The organism is Sphingomonas sp. Mn802worker (assembly GCF_000382485.1).
In the GTDB taxonomy this organism is placed as follows: domain Bacteria; phylum Pseudomonadota; class Alphaproteobacteria; order Sphingomonadales; family Sphingomonadaceae; genus Sphingomonas.
This window is the reverse complement of record NZ_AORY01000005.1, coordinates 226,081-242,873: the sequence shown is the minus strand read 5'-3', so window position 1 is coordinate 242,873 and position 16,793 is coordinate 226,081. Positions and strand designations below refer to the sequence as shown.

The window sequence follows — 16,793 nt, the reverse complement described above, 5'->3', positions numbered from 1 at the left end:
ATAACGGTTAATTGGGGGTCTTCAGGTGAGTAACTAATACAATAGCAGCTCACCAATCGAGAAGTGTCAAAAAAGCAATCACCGGATCTGTTTGCGACCTGCGTGATCATTAAGCGTAATTGGTGCAGGCATGCTGTCTGTCACCGATGTGGCGCGTCAACCCCGAGCGCCCTACATATTCAAGTGTAGAACAGTGACGGCGACGCCCAGGAGTTCCCCGCTATGGCCCACAGATCGCGAAGCCGGCATCCTACTCTTTTCGACAGCGAGGCAGCCGATTTGCCGCCGGGTTTCCACCACCTGCCTGGCTTCTACGATGCGGCCGGACAGCGCGCTATTCTGGCGGACATCCGCACGGTACTCGCGGAGGCACCGCTCTTTCAACAGGCCATGCCGAAAACCGGGGCGCCGCTCAGTGTGAAGATGAGCAACGCCGGCACGTTCGGGTGGGTGACGGATCGCGAGGGCGGCTATCGCTACCAATCTCGTCATCCTACAACCGGAAAACAGTGGCCAGCAATCCCCTCAAGCCTGCTGGAACTATGGCAGGAGCTGACTGGGGAGGTGATCCCGCCTAATCTCTGCCTTATTAACTTCTACGACACTGAGGCTCGGCTTGGGCTTCATCAGGACAAGGGTCAGTCCAGCCTTGATGCGCCGGTCGTGTCTGTGTCGCTCGGAGACGATGCGACGTTTCTCGTCGGCGGTATGAGCAGGAAGGATCCCGTGCGCCGACTGCGTCTGCACAGCGGCGATGTCGTCTGGTTCGGTGGTCCGGCCCGGCTTATCTATCACGGCGTGGAGGGCATCGTGCCCGGTTCTTCATCGTTGCTGACGGACGAAGAACTTGCCGACGGAGTCCGCATCAATCTGACTTTGCGACGGATCGACCGCCCTTCCGACGAAACGACGTAAACAAGTCACCGATCGACCGCCTGTCCCTACGTCAGCCGGTCAGCAAGGGTTTGCGCCAGTCGCCGATCGCGATCACGGGCGAACGCCGGACCGATGCGACTTCTCGACCGTTTAGCCGGCGACTCTTTTACGTCAGATGGACATACCAGACATGCCCGACCACTCGTCGTCCCCTGTATTGCAGCCCGTTAAGATCGGCGACCTCTCGCTGCGCAACCGTATCGTCATGGCGCCGCTCACCCGCAGCCGATCCGACGACGAGGGTATTCCTCCCGCCTTCGCCGCGGACTATTACGGGCAGCGCGCGGGGGCTGGGCTCATCATCAGTGAGGCAACGAACATCTCGCCGCAGGCGATCGGCTACGCGCTGACGCCGGGCATCTGGAATGATCGACAGGTCGAGGCATGGCGGCCGATCGTTCAGGCCGTGCACGATCGTGGCGGCCTGATCTTCCTTCAGCTCTGGCATACCGGCCGCATCTCGCATCCCGACTTGCAGGGCGGCGAGCTGCCTGTTGCTCCCTCGGCTATCAAGCCGGTGGGGCAGGCGTTCACCAAGGACGGGATGAAGGACCACGTCACCCCGCGCGCGCTCGAGACGGACGAGATCCCCGCGATCGTCGAGGATTATCGCCGCGCCGCCGCCAACGCCAAGGCGGCAGGTTTCGACGGGGTTGAGGTCCATTCAGCCAACAATTACCTGCTCGAACAATTCATCCGCGACAGCACTAACCAGCGCACCGATCGCTACGGCGGATCGATCGAGAACCGGCTGCGCTTCCCGCTCGAGGTGGTCGACGCGGTCGTCGGCGTCTGGGGCGCGGGGCGCGTCGGCATCCGCCTGTCGCCGGCCACGACGATGCCCGGAGAGACGCCGCTCGACAGCCAGGTCATGGAAACCTTCGGCACCTACGTCGATGCGCTGTCGCAGCGCGGCCTGCTGTATGTTCACGATATCGAGGGCGTGACGCAGCAGACGCGCGAGGCGGACGGCGTCGACTTTCCGGCGCTCCGCCAGCGGTTCAACGGCGCGTATATTGCAAACAACCAGTACACGCTCGACCTTGCGGAGACGGTGCTGGAGAAGGGCGATGCCGACCTGTTCAGCATGGGGCGGCCGTTCATCGCCAACCCCGACCTCATCGACCGCCTGCGCACCGGCGCGCCGCTCGCCGAGGCGCCCAAGCAATATTGGTACGGTGGCGGATCGGTCGGTTATTCTGACTGGCCGACGATGCCCGACGATCGCGACTGAACCTTGGGGGAGAGCAGGCGGATGCCACGGGTTGATCGCCGTCAGGGATTGTGGATACTGGCCGGCGGCCTCGTCGCGGCAACGGCGGTCGGCGCACGGGCGGTGGCGAGGGCCGGGTCCTCCTCACCGATTGGCGGCACGCTGGCGCTGGTCGAGAAAGGCGCGGGACGCGTCGCCTTCTACGCGTTGCCCGGCGGCAACCGCACCGGCACCGTGGCGCTCGGCACCCAGCCGCACGAGATCGTCGCGGATCGCAGCGGGCGCTACGCCTTCATCGGCCACTACGGGGTCGAGAGCTGGAAGGCACCGGGCGCGGGCGGGAGCGAGCTGTGGGTCATCGATCTCGCGCAGCGCACGCTCGCCCGGACGATCGATCTGGCACCGTTCGGGCGACTGCACGCCGTCCGCGTCGACGATGCCGGCCGACTGTACGTCCTGTCGGAGAAGGACAGCATGCTGATCCGCTTCGACGATCCGGTGCAGGACAACGCGCCCTAGCGGCTGATCCCGGTCGAGGGCGCGCGCAGCCACTACCTCGTTGTCCGCCGCGACGGCGCGCGCGCCTATGTCGCCGACACGCTGAGCGGCGCGGTCATCATGGTCGATCCCGAGGATATGGGCGTCGCACCGCTGCGCCGGCGGATCGGCACCGCGCCCGAGGGCATGACCCTTGGCCGCGACGAGCGGACGCTCTACGTCATCGACCGACCGAACGGCACGATCCACGCGCTCGACGCCGCGACGCTCGAGGAACGCGCACGACGGACGATGCGCGGTGAGGCGGTGCGCGTGATTACGCAGGCGGACGGCCGGTTGATTGTGTCGAACCTAGCGGACAAGAGCCTGTCGCGCCTCGATCCCGTCACGCTCGCCGAGGACGCGCGGCTGCCGCTCGGCACCGGCGCGCCGGGCCTCAATCTCGCGGGCGACATGCTCTACGCCTCGCTCGAAAACGACCATGTAGCGATTATAGACCTTCGCACCTGGGCAATCACTGGCCAGTTCGCAGCCGGTGCAGCACCGGATGCCGGAGTGGTCTTGTGACTGCCTGCGACATGGGAGCTTGTCGCTCCTCGGATCAACTAGCGGATGACGACGACAACGTAACCGGACGATCCTGGAACAGTGCCGAACGGCAGGGGAGTGCAATTCTTCGTGATTGAGTAAGATGGTCAGCAATGATTAGACAGCTGATGAAGCGAGTGAACGAACGATCTCAGCTTGGCGGGGCCTAACAGCAGCCGGTTGTCAGCTAACGGGTCGGTCAGTGAGCCGTGGCCGCGCTTTTTGGGAACGACATACTGGCCAGCTGAGCTGCCGTTCACCGAAGCATGAGAAATCACGAACGACTGTGCGGCTTTGTACATAGGTCTTGCGGCTGGAACCACGTAGCTCGATGTCACGACAACGGCTGCGACCATATGCTAGAGAACCGTGCGGCCGCGAACATCGTTCTCGCCGACGCTGACCTCGCGACGCTCGACACGGCATTTCCCCGGCCGCACAGCCGCCAACCGCTCGAGATGCTTTCGCGACGGCTCGGGGTGTCGATATTGCAGCCATCCTCTGCTCACAAAGCTGGTGGCGGCGCAGCGGGATCTTCGGAGTCGACCATCTCGCGCACGGTGCGGCCGGCGAGCACCATTTCCATCGCGAACACTGCCAACCCCGCGACCGCGCACACCAGCGCTCCGCCGAACAGCGCGAACAGGACGGTGTCTCTGCCACCGCTGCGGAGCGCGCGCAGGAACAGGGTCAGCGCCGCGCAGCAGGTGAGCGCCCCCGCGATCGCCGCGAGCAGGACCGCCGCATCGAGCAATCGTGACCGCAGCCGCAAACGGACGAGCCGCCGGGGCCGCTGCGTCGGCTCGGCAGCGAGCCGGCTCACTTGGTCGGAGATCCGTGCGAGCCGCTGCGTGAAGACGTTCAGCAGCGAGGCGATGCCCGTGAGCAGGAACGCCGGCGTCAGCGCGAGCTGGACCACGTGCGCGGCGCTGTCGGCGTTGGGCGACATGGGCGCTCTCCGAACGACGCCGGTCAGAGCCGCTCGCGCACGCCGCCGATGATCTGCCGCGCGGTGTCGGCGACGACCTGCGCCGCGCTCCGATCGCCCTTGGCCATCGAAGACATGAACGCCTTGGCCTGCTCGATCGTGACGTGCGGCGGCAGCGGGGCGACGTTGGGATCGGTCTTCACCTCCAGCACTACCGGCCGGTCGGCGGCGAGCGCCCGGTCCCAGGCAGCGCCGAGCTGCGCGGGATCGTCGACGAAGATGCCGGTCAGTCCCAGCATCTCGGCGAAGCGCGAGTAGCGCACGTCTGGCAGCGACTGCGTCGTCGGGAAGCGTGGATTGCCTTCCATGATCCGCTGCTCCCACGTCACTTCGTTGAGGTCCTCGTTGTTGAAGACGCAGACGATCAGCCGCGGGTCGGTCCAGCGCTGCCAGTATTTCTGGACGGTGATGAGCTCGGCCATGTTGTTCATCTGCATCGCGCCATCGCCGACCAGCGCGACGACCGGCCGCGTCGGGTGCGCGAACTTGGCGGCGATCGCGTAGGGGACGGCTGCGCCCATCGAGGCAAGCCCGCCCGACAGCGAGCCGCGCTGACCGCGCTTCACCTGCCAGTCGCGTGCGTACCAGTTGGCGCACGACCCCGAGTCCGAGGTGACGATCGCGTCGGCGGGTAGGCGCGGCGACATCTCGTATACCACGCGCTGCGGATTGACTGGCGAGGCATCGGCCATGGCGCGGCCCTTCAGCGTCTCGCGCCATTCATCCATGCCGGCGACGATGCCCTCCTGCCAGTCGCGATCCTGCTGCTGCGTGAGCAGCGGCAACAGCGCCCGCAACGTCTCGCCGGCATCGCCGTGGAGGTTGACCTCGACCGGGTAGCGCAGGCCCAGCATCTCGGGTGCGATGTCGATCTGGACGGCGCGCACCTGTCCGTCGGCGGGCAGGAACTCCGCCCAGGGAAAGCCGGTGCCGATCATCAGCAGCGTGTCGCATCCCTCCATCATGTCGGACGACGGCTTGGTGCCGAGCAGTCCAATCGACCCGGTGACTAATGGCAGGTCGTCGGGCAGCACGTCCTTGCCGAGCAGCGCTTTGGCGACGCCCGCGCCCAGCCGCTCGGCGACGGCGACGACTTCGTCGGCGGCGTCGCGTGCGCCCGCACCGATGACGATCGCGACCTTGCGGCCGGCATTCAGCACCTCGGCCGCCCGGCGAAGATCGGCCTCGTGCGGCACGATGCGGGGAGCCGAGTAGCCCGGACCCGAACGGGTGAAGCCGTGCGCGCGCTTGGGCTCCTTCCAAACCATGTCCTGCACGTCCTTGGGCAGGATCAGTACGGTTACGCCGTTACGTGCCTTGGCGACGCGCAGCCCGCGGTCGACGAGATGGCGCAGCTGCGCGGGGGCGGCGGCCTCCTGCACGAAGTCGGCCACGTCGGCGAACATCCGGTCGAGGTTCAGCTCCTGCTGGTAGCTCGCGCCGCGCACCGTCGTCTCCGCCTGCCCCGCGATGGCGAGGACGGGCATGTGGTCGCTCTTGGCGTCGTATAGACCGGTGATGAGGTGTGTCGCCCCTGGCCCGCCGGTCGAAAGGCAGACGCCGAGCTCGCCGGTGAACTTCGCGTGCGCGGTCGCCATGAACGCGGCCATTTCCTCGTGCCGCACCTGAATGAATTCGATTTCGCCCTCGGTGCCCTCCGCGCGCTGGAGCGCACCGAGCACACCGTTGATGCCGTCGCCCGAGTAGCCATAGATGCGGGTCACGCCCCACGCCTTGAGCCGTTCTACGAAGAAGTCGCTGGTGAGGCGGGTCATGGAAAATCCTTTATGGGCAGCACGTGGTAAACGCGTGACGAGCCTACGGGTTCTTCGCGGTCGGCGCGCGTGTGCCTTCGACGATGCCATCCTGATCGGCGGTGCATGCGGTTCGTCGTCTCGCAATTCTACCAAACCCGTGAACCCGCCACAGTTCCAAGGGTTTGTGCAGGGGACGGCGGAGCGCCGCTGGAACAGGAGAGATCGATGGCGACCGATGTAATGAGTTTTGGGGTGGACACCGTTTGCGCCATCGACAAGGCCTCAACGACACGCGAGATGGTGGAGGCTGCATGACGCCCTCGGCACTACAGCCCATCCGGAGCGCGGACGAACTGTCGAAATTCGACGTCACCATTTGCCGCTTTGACCCGGCGCAGGGGCCGGCGAGCGGGCAGGAGTTCGTGCTTCCGGTCGACAGCCCCGATGAGGAGCATGCGATCGCCTCGACGCTCGCCAATGCCGCTTCCTGGCCCGGCAAGGTCGAGAACGGGCAGCCGCTGCCGGTCGCGTTCGCGGCCGTCCGCATCGGGCGGCGCTGAGCAGATGGACGATCTCGACACGCAGGCGGCCGACAACGCCGCGGTGCATCACGCCGCCAGCAAACCCGGCGGCAAGCCGAGCTTCGCAATGACGGATGGTGGCGGAGCTGACCCCACACATCAGCACCTGTTCCACCTTGCGGGGGCAGCGCCGAGCCGCTTCGACGGTGGCGACCTGCGCGGTGCTGTGGCGGATAACTGGTCGGTCCTGAAGGGGCAGCAGGGGTCGGTATATCTCGCGCGTCTCGCGCCCGGTGGCGTGCGCGAGCCGCACTGGCACCCGTCTGCCTGGGAAATGAATTTCGTCGTCTCGGGTAAGGTTCGCTGGAGCCTGGTTGGGCCGGGCGGCACCGGCGACGCGTTCGAGGGCAAGGCGGGCGATCTTGTCTTCGCGCCGCAGGGTCATCTCCACTATTTTGAGAACGCCAGCGAAACCGATGACCTCGTTGTTCTAATCGTTTTCAACACCAGCGTGGCCGAGCCCGACGACGACATTGGACTGGTGGAATCGCTGTCAGCGATCCCGCCCGACGTACTTGGCGCGATCTTCGGCGTGCCGGCCGACACGTTCAAGGCCATCCCTAAAAACCCCGATCGCGTTGTGATCGCATCCAAGAACAAGGAGCCGGCGAATGGCTGATCTGTCAGGCAAGGTAGCCGTGGTGACGGGCGCGGCGAGAGGGATTGGCCGGGCCGCAGCCGAAGCGCTCGCAAAGGCTGGTGCCGACGTTGTCGGGATCGACATCGCGGGGCCGGTCAGCCCCATTCTCGACTTGGCGGCCGCTACGCCCGAGGAACTCTGCGCGACCGGCCGCGTGATCGAAGCGACGGGGCGGCGCTGGCTGGCAATCACGCTCGATCAGCGCGATCTGCCGGTGCTCCGCGAGGCCGCTAGCAAGGTCGTCGAGACCTTCGGGACGATCGACATTCTGTTCGCCAACGCCGGCATCCAGGCGTTCAAGCCGATTCTGGAGATGGAGGACCAGGATTGGCACGACCAGATCGATGTGAACCTGACCGGCACGATGAATGCCGTGCGCGCTTTCGCTCCATCGATCCGCGACCGCGCGAAGGTGACAGGCCACGGCCGGATCATCGTCACCAGCTCGACGCAGGGGCAGCACGGCACCAAGCACGGCGCGGCCTATTCTGCGTCGAAATGGGGGATCATCGGGCTCATGAAATCCGCCGCGCTGGAGTTCGGCGAGTATGGCATCACCGTCAATGCCCTGATCCCCGGGCTGATCGACACCGCGCTGACCCGGCACGAGGACCGATACGCTCAGGCAATAGAGGACGGCGGCAAGCAGCCGACCGGGGACGAGGCGAAGGATGAGCAACTAGCTAGGCAGGCGATGATTGCCAAGACGCCGCTCGGCGTGCCGTGGATTGACCCAGCGGACGTCGCGCCGATGGTCGTCTTCCTCGCCTCCGACGCGGCGCGAATGGCGAGCGGCGGCACCTACTCGGTGACCGGCGGCGACAGCGCGCACGGCGTGGCCTGATGGTGAGAGAGAAAGAGAGCGAGATGAACGGAATGCGCATGGCCGGCGCGATCGCGGGCGGGCTCGTCGCCGGACTTAGGATCACCGCGCTGATGATCGCAGGCGAGCGAAAGAGCGGCAAGCCGTCTGAACTTGCCGATCTTGAGCGCACAAGCGCACGCCGGTTCGGAGTTCACCCTGTGCCTCGGGCGGAGCGCCTGCCCGATGCAGCCGAGCAGGCATTCATCCAGGGCGGCCATCTGCTGCTCTCCGCGGCAGCAGGCGCGGTGTTCGCGGCGACGGTAGATGAGGACGCCGGCGTGATCCCGTCCGGCGTGACCTTTGGACTCGCCTTCTACGCCGCCATGCATTGGATCGCCGGACCACTCCTGGGCGTGAAGAAGCCTGAGTGGCAGGCGGACGCCGGCACCATCGGCATGCACGCCGCCAACCATGTTGCCTTCGGTATCGCGACGGCAGCGGGCGCGAAGCTCGCTGCCAAGGCGTGATCGCGGTGGATCAAACGGTAAGGACGACCCTGCCGCGAGGGTGATCGGTGCGGGCGAAGCGGTGCGCCTCCGACAAGATAGATGACGGTAAACCCGCCTAGCGCGCATCGCCATACGGCGGTGCGCGTTAGGCGATAGGCTAAGCTTTTTGAGGGCAGGCGATGAGAGCGGTACGTATTCACCGATACGGTGGTCCTGAGGTCCTCGACTATGATGAAAACGTCGCCGATCCCGTCATTGGCGCCGACGACGTGCTGATCGCTGCGGTTGCAACCAGTGTGAACCCGATCGACTGGAAGATCCGCTCGGGTAAGCGGCAGAAAGACTTCCGCTCAAGCTGCCCGCCATTCTCGGCAAGGACGTCAGTGGCACGGTACTGGCGGTCGGACGCGACGTTCGCCACGTCGTCGTCGGCGATCGCACGATCGCACTCACCGATGCGACCTATGCCGAGCAGGTGGCGGTGCCGGGTAAGCTCGTGACCCATCTGCCTGACGACGTCGATCCGATCGATGCGGCGGCACTGCCGCTGGTATCGATGACGGGCGACCAGCTCGTGCGGGTCGCGACGCAGGCCATGGCGGGCCAGACGATCCTGGTCAGTGGTGCGCTTGGCAGCGTCGGGCGGGCGGCCGTTCATTCGGCGATGAAGCTCGGCGCCACCGTTATCGCTGGCGTCCGAGGGCGTCAGATCGCGGAAGCGGACAGCCTCGGCGCGTCGGCGACCGTCGCGATTGACGACGAGGACGCGCTGGCTGCGCTCTCTCAAGTCGACGGCGTTGCCGACACAGTGGGCGGTGACACGGCGGCGAGGCTCCTCAGGAAGGTCAAGGCAGGAGGTCGGTTCGGCTATACCTCGGTGCTGCCAGAGGACGCCGCCAAGCATGCTTTGATCGAGATCAGTCGGGTCTTTGCGCAGCCAGACCCCGCAAAGCTTCGTGAGTTCGCCGACGATCTTCGCGACGGCAAGTTCGTGCTGCCGATCAACCGGCGCATGCCGCTTAGTGAGGCTCGAGCGGCGCATGAGCTTCTAGAGAACGGCGGGGGCGGGAAAGTTGTGCTGACAATCTAGATCCATCGGCTGACCATCCTGATCACCAACGGGAGAGGAAACAGGCACCTTCTGATCGGGGTGCTATTGAACCAAGGTGGCAGGCGCCTATTCCGGCTGATAGCATGGCCAAATGCCTTATCCGGAGCCAAGCCGCCTACTTCCTGCGGCGCTTCAGCTCCTCACCCTTCGTCATCCGGCTGATCGTGCTCATATGCGAGCGCTTCCCCTTGCCGCCATTTCCTCGCCTACATCAATCCCAACATCGTCATGCTTCCCGTCGAGCCACAGAAGCGAAAGAGCTTAGGATCTCAATGTTTCGGCGCACGATGCCGGAGAGTGTCAGAGGAAGGAGTAAGAGCATACTGCAACCGATGATCGAATGTCCGAAGCTGGAGCGGCAAACTTGCCTTTCGAACGGCCGGAAGTGGGTCTTAGCGTAGCTAAGGCTCGACAAGAAAAGCTAAGGGTCGCACGCAGCTCGGCTCTCGTTAGAGCGCCATAGCTGCCTCGGGCGTGGCGTGAAGGCGTTCGATGTCCGTACGGGGAGGCGCGCCAAAAAGACGCCTATATTCACGGTTGAATTGCGACGGGCTCTCGTAGCCAACGGCAAAGCCTGCCGCGCTCGCCGTAGCGCCCTGCGCTAGCATCAATCGCCTTGCCTCCTGCAACCGCAACTGCTTCTGGAATTCCAACGGCGTCATGCGCGTGATCGCCTTGAAGTGCGCGTGGAGCGATGACGGGCTCATGCCCGCCTCGGCGGCAACGTCGTCGATCCGGATCGGCGCATCGAAACGATGACGGATGGTGGCGATCGCGCGGCTGACCTGATTAAGGTGGCTGCCGGCGGTCGCGACGTGTCGGAGCATCGGGCCGTGCGGACCGGTGAGTAGTCGATACAGGATCTCGCGCTCGATGAGCGGTGCGAGCGGGCGGATCGTTTCGGGCCGGTCTAGCAGCGCAACCAGCCGGCACGCCGCGTCGACCAGATCCGGATCGCTTGGATAGACGCCGAGCACGGGCAAGTCTGTCCGAGGCACCGCGCCACCCTCACTGACCATGAGATCAGCCAGCATCGCGCGATCGAGATCGACCTTGCAGCAGAGATAAGGTTGCTCTGGGCTCGCATCGAGGACATGGCCGACCAGGGGCAGGTCAACCGAGACGAGAAGATAATGGGCGGCGTCATAGACGACGCTGTGTTCCCCGATCGACACACGCTTCGACCCCTGGGCGATCAGGCAAATCGAGGCCTCGTAGACCGCGGGCGTGGGGGTGCTCGGCGCGTCGGCGCGGATCAGCGAAACATGCGGTATCGCCGTGGTGCAGATACCGGTGCCCACGATGTGCCGATCGATGACGGTGGCGAGTTCCGCGATCCGGTTCATGCCGACCTTTCTTTCCCAATCGAAGGGCAGGGGCAAGCACTCGGCCTCGACCTTGGAGGATCGTGCAAGCCATTCGGACGATCGCTCTACCGCACGCCACGGGCATTGGACCATCTGTCTGCCGTCACCGCAACGAAAGGATCGCATCATGGCAGGAAGCATCAACAAGGTCGTCCTCATCACCGGTGCCTCGAGCGGGATCGGCGAGGCAACCGCGCGCGAACTCGCGAAAGCCGGTGCCCGGCTGTTCATCGGCGCGCGCCGCGGAGAGCGGTTAAGGGCGCTGGCGGAGCAATTGGGAGAAACCGTTGCCTGGCGCGAACTCGACGTCACCGACGGCGCCGACTTCGACGCGTTCGTCGAGGCTGCCGAAGCGCGGTTCGGGCGCATCGACGTGCTGATCAACAACGCTGGCGTCATGCCGCTCTCGCCACTGGCTGCGGTCAAGCGTGACGAGTGGAAGAGGATGATCGACGTCAACATTCACGGCGTCCTGAACGGCATCGCGGCGGTGCTGCCGCGGTTCTTGGCGCAAGGCAGCGGGCACGTCGTCAACGTCGCCTCGGTAGCCGCGCACATGGTGGTGCCGACTGCGGCCGTCTATTGCGGCACCAAACATGCGGTGCGCGCGATCACCGAGGGACTGCGGCAGGAGCATGACGAAATTTGCTCCACCCTGATCTCGCCGGGTGTGGTTGCGACCGAACTGGGACACGACATCACCGATCCCGACGTCGCAACGGCGCTGACCGGATGGCGCAAGAAGTCGCTGACCCCAGACGCCATTGCGCGAGCCGTCCGCTACGCGCTCGAACAGCCCGAGGGCGTTGACATCAACGAGGTGATCATCCGACCCACGGCCGCGGACATGTGAGCGCTTGGGCGTGCTGGTGCTGTAACCGGCGCGCCCAAACCCTTAGTTCTTTCCGATGAACGAGCGGCAGCTATGAGGCACCTAGAAGAGAGGCTGATTTGACGGCTTCTGGGTCAGTGGTACCGATCAACGCGTGTAGAGGAACGTTCCACAAAGGTCTGAACCCCTCTCGCCATTTGGCCGCGATTTGCCTGTGAACGCCACCATGTTCAGGCTTTTGCCGCGATCGCTATGATAGACCGCGATCCATCTCACCGCCGTACCGCACAGCTTGTTGCCATTTTTCAGGATTGGATTGATCGGCCGCGTGACACGCAGGATCCTTGCCGCTTGCGGCCCTTCGTTGGTGGCGAAGTTCGTGATGTCAGCCGCGACAGCGAGCGAGAATGCCTTACCGGCTGCGACCAGCCGAGTTGGGGAAAGCGCGATGTCGCCGGTGATCCCCATTGCGGTGCTGCTAGTCGCCGTCCACCGCTCGACCTTGGACGCGGCCATTATAGGCGCGGAGAGAAGGGTAGCCGACAGGCCGACAACGATAGCTAGACGCATGAATATACTTCCGCTGAAGCTGATGATCTCGAAGGGTACGCTCAGTGGGCGCGGCCGTACAGAGAGCACCCGCTGCGACACGGAATGTTGCAAGCGGATCTCCCTCCTATGCCAACCGTTCCCTCGTGCAGATCCGCCGTGGACGATATGCCTTTGGCAAGGTGAGCGTACGGCAGAAATCTGAACGCGGGAAGGGCACCTTGAGTGACTGACTTTGGGTCTCACTGGCTCGCACCTGCAAACAGCATCAAAGCGAAGGCTCAGGTCTGCTGCGTATGATCCAATTGTCGGAGCTCAAGCGTAGATGCTTATTACGCGCACTCGTTGTAAAAGGCGGAAAAGGTCACCACGCCGCCTGATGAGCCGCGTGGTGCATCAAACCGGTTCTCAGTCGAATTTCACGGTTGATGGTTGCATCTTCAGCTCAGAATATTGCGCGAAGTAGCTGTGCCACGCGTTGCTCCAACGAACCCGGTCACGCTTACGCTGTTGAGCGTCTCCTTGGCTGCCGTACGCCGCGCGAATGATCGAGCGATAAGCGATGCGGAAGCGATTAGCTTCTTCACCGATTGCAAACACAGCTCGTTCAGGATGAAAGTGCGTCCAAAGTTCGTACAGGCGCAACACCAACTTCAAACTAAAATGCCCCTTGTCCGAGCGGCTTCTCAAGCGGCCGTCGTGACCCACATACACGTTTTTTGCGTAAGTAGGTGACTTGAGCATATACTGCGCCATCCACGCCATCGACCGCGCTGTCTGATCGCGCTCAGGGTGCTTGTTCACCGCCTCCCAGTGCGCGGCGTCGGGCTTCGCGTGCGTTCTGGCCATCGCACGGGATTGAAACAACACGCCCGGCATGCCGAGCGGATTGGCGTTTGCAGACAGCTCTGACAGCGCTTGGCTCATGACTGTGGGCTTGAAGGCATGATCGCGCGTCCACACAATGCCGTGCACGTGCATGATGAGGCGCCGTACGTCCTCACCGTCCAACTTTTTCGCTAGCACGTCGAACTCGATCGCACATAAGCCCTCGAGGTCGGCCTTCTTCAGCAAACGACGTGTTTTGCGCTCGAGCGCTGCTGCGTTCACAACGGGCGCGAGCACGTCGCTGAAGCCGACAGTTGGGCTGTACGTGAAAAAGAAAACACGTACGGCTGGATCAGCTTTCAGGTGATCGAACAGGTGGGGCCGGGCACACCTAAACTAGAAAAATAGCACGATCTGAAACAGCTACATCTATGGAATGGCGGAGACGGAGGGATTCGAACCCTCGGTACAGTTTCCCGTACGACGCTTTAGCAAAGCGTTGGTTTCAGCCACTCACCCACGTCTCCGGATGCGGCGCGAAGGCGGGCTATAGCGAGGCATGGGGGCGTGATCAACCGGCGTTGCGTATCGATCAGACGTGAAATCGTGCCGCACCGTCGAACGTTCATTGCCGGGACAGGCGCGCCGCGGATACACTGCGATAACGGGCGATGGGGCGAGAGTGTCATGGGTAAGTGGATGCGTGGGTTCGGAAACCTCATCGCCGTGGTGGCGATCACAGGGATGCAGGTCGGACCGGCGCTAGCGCAGGTGCGCTCGATCGATCCGAACGCCGCGATCGACGCCGATGTTCGCGGCCCACAGGAAGCGCCGCGCGACACCTCGCCACGTTATCCCGATGCGCCGGCGACGCCGCCGCCTGCCTCCAGCGCGACGGTGACGGGCAACACCGCACGCAGCGGCGCGCCGGTTGATCCGACACAGACGACTGCGGCTGCCGACACGTTCAAGCGCGACGACCTGATCGGCGCGGGCGAGGATGTGTTCGGCAAGGGCGCGGAAGGCTTTGCGTCGATCATCGAGAAGATCCTGAAGGAACAGGGCGAGCCCAACGCTTATATCGCCGGGCGCGAGGCGTCGGGCGCGTTCATCCTGGGGCTTCGTTATGGCTCGGGGATCATGACGCACAAGGTCGAGGGGCAGCGCCCGGTTTACTGGACCGGTCCGTCGGTCGGCTTCGACGTCGGTGGCGACGCCAACAAGGTCTTCGTGCTGGTCTACAACCTCTATGACACGCAGGAGCTGTTCAAGCGCTTTCCGGGTGCAGAGGGGCGGCTTTATTTCGTCGGCGGGTTCGCTGCGACCTACCTGCGTCGGGGCAATGTGGTGCTGATCCCGGTGCGGCTCGGCGTCGGGTGGCGCGCGGGCGTCAACGTCGGCTGGATGAAGTTCAGCGAGAAGTCGAAGTGGATGCCGTTCTGAGGCAGACGGCGCGGCGCAACAGGTGCCGCGCCGGTTGACGGTGACGGAGGCTCAGCGCCCGAACGCGGTGGCCTCGAAGCGGATCGGCGCGCCCTGCGCACGCTCGCCGAGCTGGTCCTCCCACATCGCGACCTGACCGCGCACGATCGTGCCGATCGGCTTGCCGGTCAGCTCCATGCCCGTGAACGGCGACCAGCCGCTGCGCGAGGCGAGCCAGCGGTCCTCGATTGTCCAGCGCTTCTTGAGGTCAACCACCGTGAAGTCGGCGTCGTAGCCGGCGACGATGCGCCCCTTGCCGACGATCCCGAAGATGCGCTGCGCGCCTGCGCTGGTCAGCTCGATCACGCGCTGGAGCGTCAATCGCCCGTTCGCCGCATGGTCGAGCAGCAGCGGCAGCAGCGTCTGCACCCCCGGCATCCCGCTGGGCGAAGCGGGGTAGGGCTTCGACTTCTCCTCCAGCGTGTGCGGCGCATGGTCGGAGCCGATCACGTCGGGCACGCCCTGGTTGAGCCAGTGCCACAAGCCATCGCGGTGCGCGCCCGAGCGAATCGGCGGGTTCATCTGCGCCAGCGTGCCGAGCCGCGGATAGGCTTCCTCGCCCGCCAGCGTCAGGTGCTGCGGCGTCACCTCGCAGGTGGCGATGTCCTTGTTCTGCCCCAGCAGTTCGAGCTCGGCCGGGGTCGTCACGTGGAGCACGTGAATGCGCCGTCCCGCCGCACGCGCCAGCCCAAGGATTCGGCGCGTGGCGAGGATCGCGCTCTCGTCGTCGCGCCAGACGGGGTGCGAGGACGCATCGCCGGTCACGCGCTCGCCTTCGCGTGCGTTCATCCGGTCCTCGTCCTCGGCGTGGATCGCGACGCGGCGGGTGCCGTGCGCCAGCACCTGCGACAAGGTGGCGTCGTCACTGACCAGCAGGTCGCCGGTCGACGCACCCATGAAAATCTTGACGCCTGCGGTGCCCGGCATCCGCTCCAGTTCGGCGAGCGCCTGTGGATTGTGGTGCGTCGCGCCGACGTAGAAGGCGTGGTCGCACCACATCCGGTCCTTCGCGCGCGCGAGCTTGTCGGCGATCGCCTCCGCGCTGTCGGTGTTGGGCTTGGTGTTGGGCATCTCGAACACGCCCGTCACGCCGCCCATGACGGCGGCGACGCTGCCGCTTTCCAGATCCTCCTTGTGGACGAGGCCCGGTTCACGGAAGTGGACCTGCGTGTCGATGACACCCGGCAGGATGTCGAGCCCGGTGCAGTCGATCGTGCGGCCGGCGTCGCCGATGCTCCCGATCGCGACGATGCGTCCGCCTGACACGCCTAAATCGGCGCGCACGGGACCACCCGGCGTGTGAACGGTGCCGCCCGTCAGTTTCAGGTCACAGGTCGCCATCGCCAGCCCTTTCGTCACGTGAGGCGCCTCCCTAACTCGGGGGCATGAGCGATGCCACCCCGACGACCGCGCCAGCTGGCACCACCCTGACCGACCGCGCGGTGTTGCGCGTGTCCGGCGAGGACGTGCGCGGCTTTCTGCAAGGGCTGGTCACGAACGATACGGGGCACTTACCCGCCTATGCCGCGCTGCTGACGCCGCAGGGAAAGGCGTTGTTCGACTTCATCATGTGGCCGGACGGCGAGGACGTGCTGCTCGATGTCGAGGCCGAACAGGCCGACGCGCTGGCACGACGCCTGTCGATCTATCGCCTGCGTCGTGTGATATCGATCGCGCGCGACGAAGCGTTGGCGGTGCACTGGTCGCGCGAGCCCGTGGCCGGCGCGTCGCCCGATCCGCGGTCGCCCACGCTCGGCAACCGCTGGATCGCGCCGCCGAACGCGCCCGCGACCGGCTGGCACGCGCATCGCCTGTCGCTCGGCGTGACGGAAGGGCTGGCCGAACTCGGCTCGGGTGAGACGTTGTGGCTGGAGGCCAATGCGCGCGAGCTGAACGGCCTCAGCTTCACCAAGGGCTGCTATGTCGGTCAGGAGAACACCGCGCGGATGCACCACCGCAGCAAGGTGAGCCGACGCCTGGCGGTCGCCCCCGACGACGTGACCGATCCGAAGCGGCGCATCGCTTACCCGGAACTAGGCGTCATGGTCACCGTTCGCCGCGCCGAGGACCTCGGCAATGCGGTGGTGCCGCCCGACACCACCGCCTGAT

19 protein-coding genes and 1 tRNA gene are annotated in these 16,793 nt (G+C 64.9%); 12 read left to right on the top strand and 8 right to left on the bottom strand.

What is annotated here, in order from left to right:
• Nucleotides 1–279 precede the first annotated feature (279 nt).
• The 4 genes from SMN802W_RS0108065 (at nt 280) to SMN802W_RS18655 (ending at nt 3,214) form a co-directional block, all read left to right on the top strand.
• Nucleotides 280–915: an alpha-ketoglutarate-dependent dioxygenase AlkB gene (locus SMN802W_RS0108065; RefSeq protein WP_019516401.1), complete on the top strand. Its 636-nt coding sequence runs from the start codon at nt 280–282 to the stop codon at nt 913–915.
• Nucleotides 916–1,066: 151 nt separating this feature from the next.
• A complete protein-coding gene (locus SMN802W_RS0108060) occupies nt 1,067–2,170 on the top strand; it encodes an alkene reductase (protein WP_026325900.1) in 1,104 nt (367 codons plus the stop codon).
• Between the two features lie 21 nt (nt 2,171–2,191).
• Complete coding sequence (locus SMN802W_RS18660) at nt 2,192–2,668, top strand: YncE family protein (protein WP_202951015.1); 477 nt, start codon at nt 2,192–2,194, stop codon at nt 2,666–2,668.
• A 99-nt stretch (nt 2,669–2,767) separates the two neighbouring features.
• Nucleotides 2,768–3,214, top strand: a complete 447-nt coding sequence (locus tag SMN802W_RS18655; protein ID WP_019516398.1) for a YncE family protein — start codon at nt 2,768–2,770, stop codon at nt 3,212–3,214.
• Between the two features lie 526 nt (nt 3,215–3,740).
• On the opposite strand, the gene SMN802W_RS0108050 is transcribed toward SMN802W_RS18655, so the two are convergent.
• Together SMN802W_RS0108050 and SMN802W_RS0108045 are read right to left on the bottom strand one after the other, a co-directional pair.
• Nucleotides 3,741–4,184 (bottom strand): DUF2721 domain-containing protein, encoded by a 444-nt coding sequence (locus SMN802W_RS0108050; protein ID WP_019516397.1) that lies wholly within the window; start codon nt 4,182–4,184, stop codon nt 3,741–3,743.
• A 23-nt stretch (nt 4,185–4,207) separates the two neighbouring features.
• Nucleotides 4,208–5,998: a thiamine pyrophosphate-requiring protein gene (locus tag SMN802W_RS0108045; protein ID WP_019516396.1), complete on the bottom strand. Its 1,791-nt coding sequence runs from the start codon at nt 5,996–5,998 to the stop codon at nt 4,208–4,210.
• 293 nt (nt 5,999–6,291) lie between these two features.
• Between SMN802W_RS0108045 and SMN802W_RS0108035 the strand changes: the two genes are divergently transcribed.
• Genes SMN802W_RS0108035 through SMN802W_RS0108020 form a run of 4 tightly spaced genes read left to right on the top strand, consistent with a single transcriptional unit; the run spans nt 6,292 to nt 8,533 of the window.
• Nucleotides 6,292–6,540 carry a hypothetical protein gene (locus tag SMN802W_RS0108035; RefSeq protein ID WP_019516394.1) on the top strand — a complete coding sequence of 83 codons (249 nt, stop codon included), beginning with the start codon at nt 6,292–6,294 and terminating at the stop codon, nt 6,538–6,540.
• A gap of 4 nt (nt 6,541–6,544) precedes the next feature.
• Nucleotides 6,545–7,180 carry a cupin domain-containing protein gene (locus SMN802W_RS0108030; protein ID WP_083925663.1) on the top strand — a complete coding sequence of 212 codons (636 nt, stop codon included), beginning with the start codon at nt 6,545–6,547 and terminating at the stop codon, nt 7,178–7,180.
• Nucleotides 7,173–8,045 (top strand): SDR family NAD(P)-dependent oxidoreductase, encoded by an 873-nt coding sequence (locus SMN802W_RS0108025; RefSeq protein WP_019516393.1) that lies wholly within the window; start codon nt 7,173–7,175, stop codon nt 8,043–8,045. Before SMN802W_RS0108030 ends, SMN802W_RS0108025 begins: the two co-directional genes overlap by 8 nt.
• 23 nt (nt 8,046–8,068) lie before the next feature.
• Nucleotides 8,069–8,533 (top strand): hypothetical protein, encoded by a 465-nt coding sequence (locus SMN802W_RS0108020; protein ID WP_019516392.1) that lies wholly within the window; start codon nt 8,069–8,071, stop codon nt 8,531–8,533.
• 208 nt (nt 8,534–8,741) lie between these two features.
• Here SMN802W_RS0108020 and SMN802W_RS18740 read toward each other — a convergent pair whose 3' ends face one another.
• A complete protein-coding gene (locus tag SMN802W_RS18740; protein WP_238560145.1) occupies nt 8,742–9,020 on the bottom strand; it encodes a hypothetical protein in 279 nt (92 codons plus the stop codon).
• On the opposite strand from SMN802W_RS18740, the gene SMN802W_RS16680 reads away from it, so the two are divergent.
• Entirely contained in the window at nt 8,910–9,605 is a 696-nt protein-coding gene (locus SMN802W_RS16680; protein WP_443208627.1) for a zinc-binding dehydrogenase, read from the top strand. The genes SMN802W_RS18740 and SMN802W_RS16680 overlap by 111 nt on opposite strands.
• 470 nt (nt 9,606–10,075) lie before the next feature.
• On the opposite strand, the gene SMN802W_RS0108010 is transcribed toward SMN802W_RS16680, so the two are convergent.
• Nucleotides 10,076–10,972, bottom strand: coding sequence for an AraC family transcriptional regulator (locus tag SMN802W_RS0108010; protein ID WP_019516389.1), 897 nt, complete (start codon nt 10,970–10,972; stop codon nt 10,076–10,078).
• 148 nt (nt 10,973–11,120) lie between these two features.
• On the opposite strand from SMN802W_RS0108010, the gene SMN802W_RS0108005 reads away from it, so the two are divergent.
• Nucleotides 11,121–11,846, top strand: coding sequence for an SDR family oxidoreductase (locus SMN802W_RS0108005; protein WP_019516388.1), 726 nt, complete (start codon nt 11,121–11,123; stop codon nt 11,844–11,846).
• Between the two features lie 126 nt (nt 11,847–11,972).
• Here SMN802W_RS0108005 and SMN802W_RS0108000 read toward each other — a convergent pair whose 3' ends face one another.
• The 3 genes from SMN802W_RS0108000 to SMN802W_RS0107990 form a co-directional block, all read right to left on the bottom strand.
• Nucleotides 11,973–12,488 carry a hypothetical protein gene (locus tag SMN802W_RS0108000; RefSeq protein ID WP_156818778.1) on the bottom strand — a complete coding sequence of 172 codons (516 nt, stop codon included), beginning with the start codon at nt 12,486–12,488 and terminating at the stop codon, nt 11,973–11,975.
• A 294-nt stretch (nt 12,489–12,782) separates the two neighbouring features.
• Complete coding sequence (locus SMN802W_RS0107995; RefSeq protein WP_019516386.1) at nt 12,783–13,499, bottom strand: hypothetical protein; 717 nt, start codon at nt 13,497–13,499, stop codon at nt 12,783–12,785.
• Between the two features lie 140 nt (nt 13,500–13,639).
• Nucleotides 13,640–13,729 (bottom strand) — tRNA-Ser (locus SMN802W_RS0107990).
• Between the two features lie 160 nt (nt 13,730–13,889).
• Here SMN802W_RS0107990 and SMN802W_RS0107985 point away from each other — a divergent pair.
• On the top strand, nt 13,890–14,645 hold the full coding sequence (locus SMN802W_RS0107985; protein WP_156818777.1) for a DUF1134 domain-containing protein: 756 nt from the start codon (nt 13,890–13,892) through the stop codon (nt 14,643–14,645).
• A 51-nt stretch (nt 14,646–14,696) separates the two neighbouring features.
• Here SMN802W_RS0107985 and SMN802W_RS0107980 read toward each other — a convergent pair whose 3' ends face one another.
• Nucleotides 14,697–16,025: a dihydroorotase gene (locus SMN802W_RS0107980; RefSeq protein WP_026325898.1), complete on the bottom strand. Its 1,329-nt coding sequence runs from the start codon at nt 16,023–16,025 to the stop codon at nt 14,697–14,699.
• Nucleotides 16,026–16,069: 44 nt separating this feature from the next.
• On the opposite strand from SMN802W_RS0107980, the gene ygfZ reads away from it, so the two are divergent.
• The gene (gene ygfZ, locus SMN802W_RS0107975) at nt 16,070–16,792 is read left to right on the top strand and encodes a CAF17-like 4Fe-4S cluster assembly/insertion protein YgfZ (protein ID WP_019516383.1); all 723 of its coding nucleotides are present in this window, start codon (nt 16,070–16,072) and stop codon (nt 16,790–16,792) included.
• The last annotated feature ends 1 nt before the right edge of the window (nt 16,793 follow it).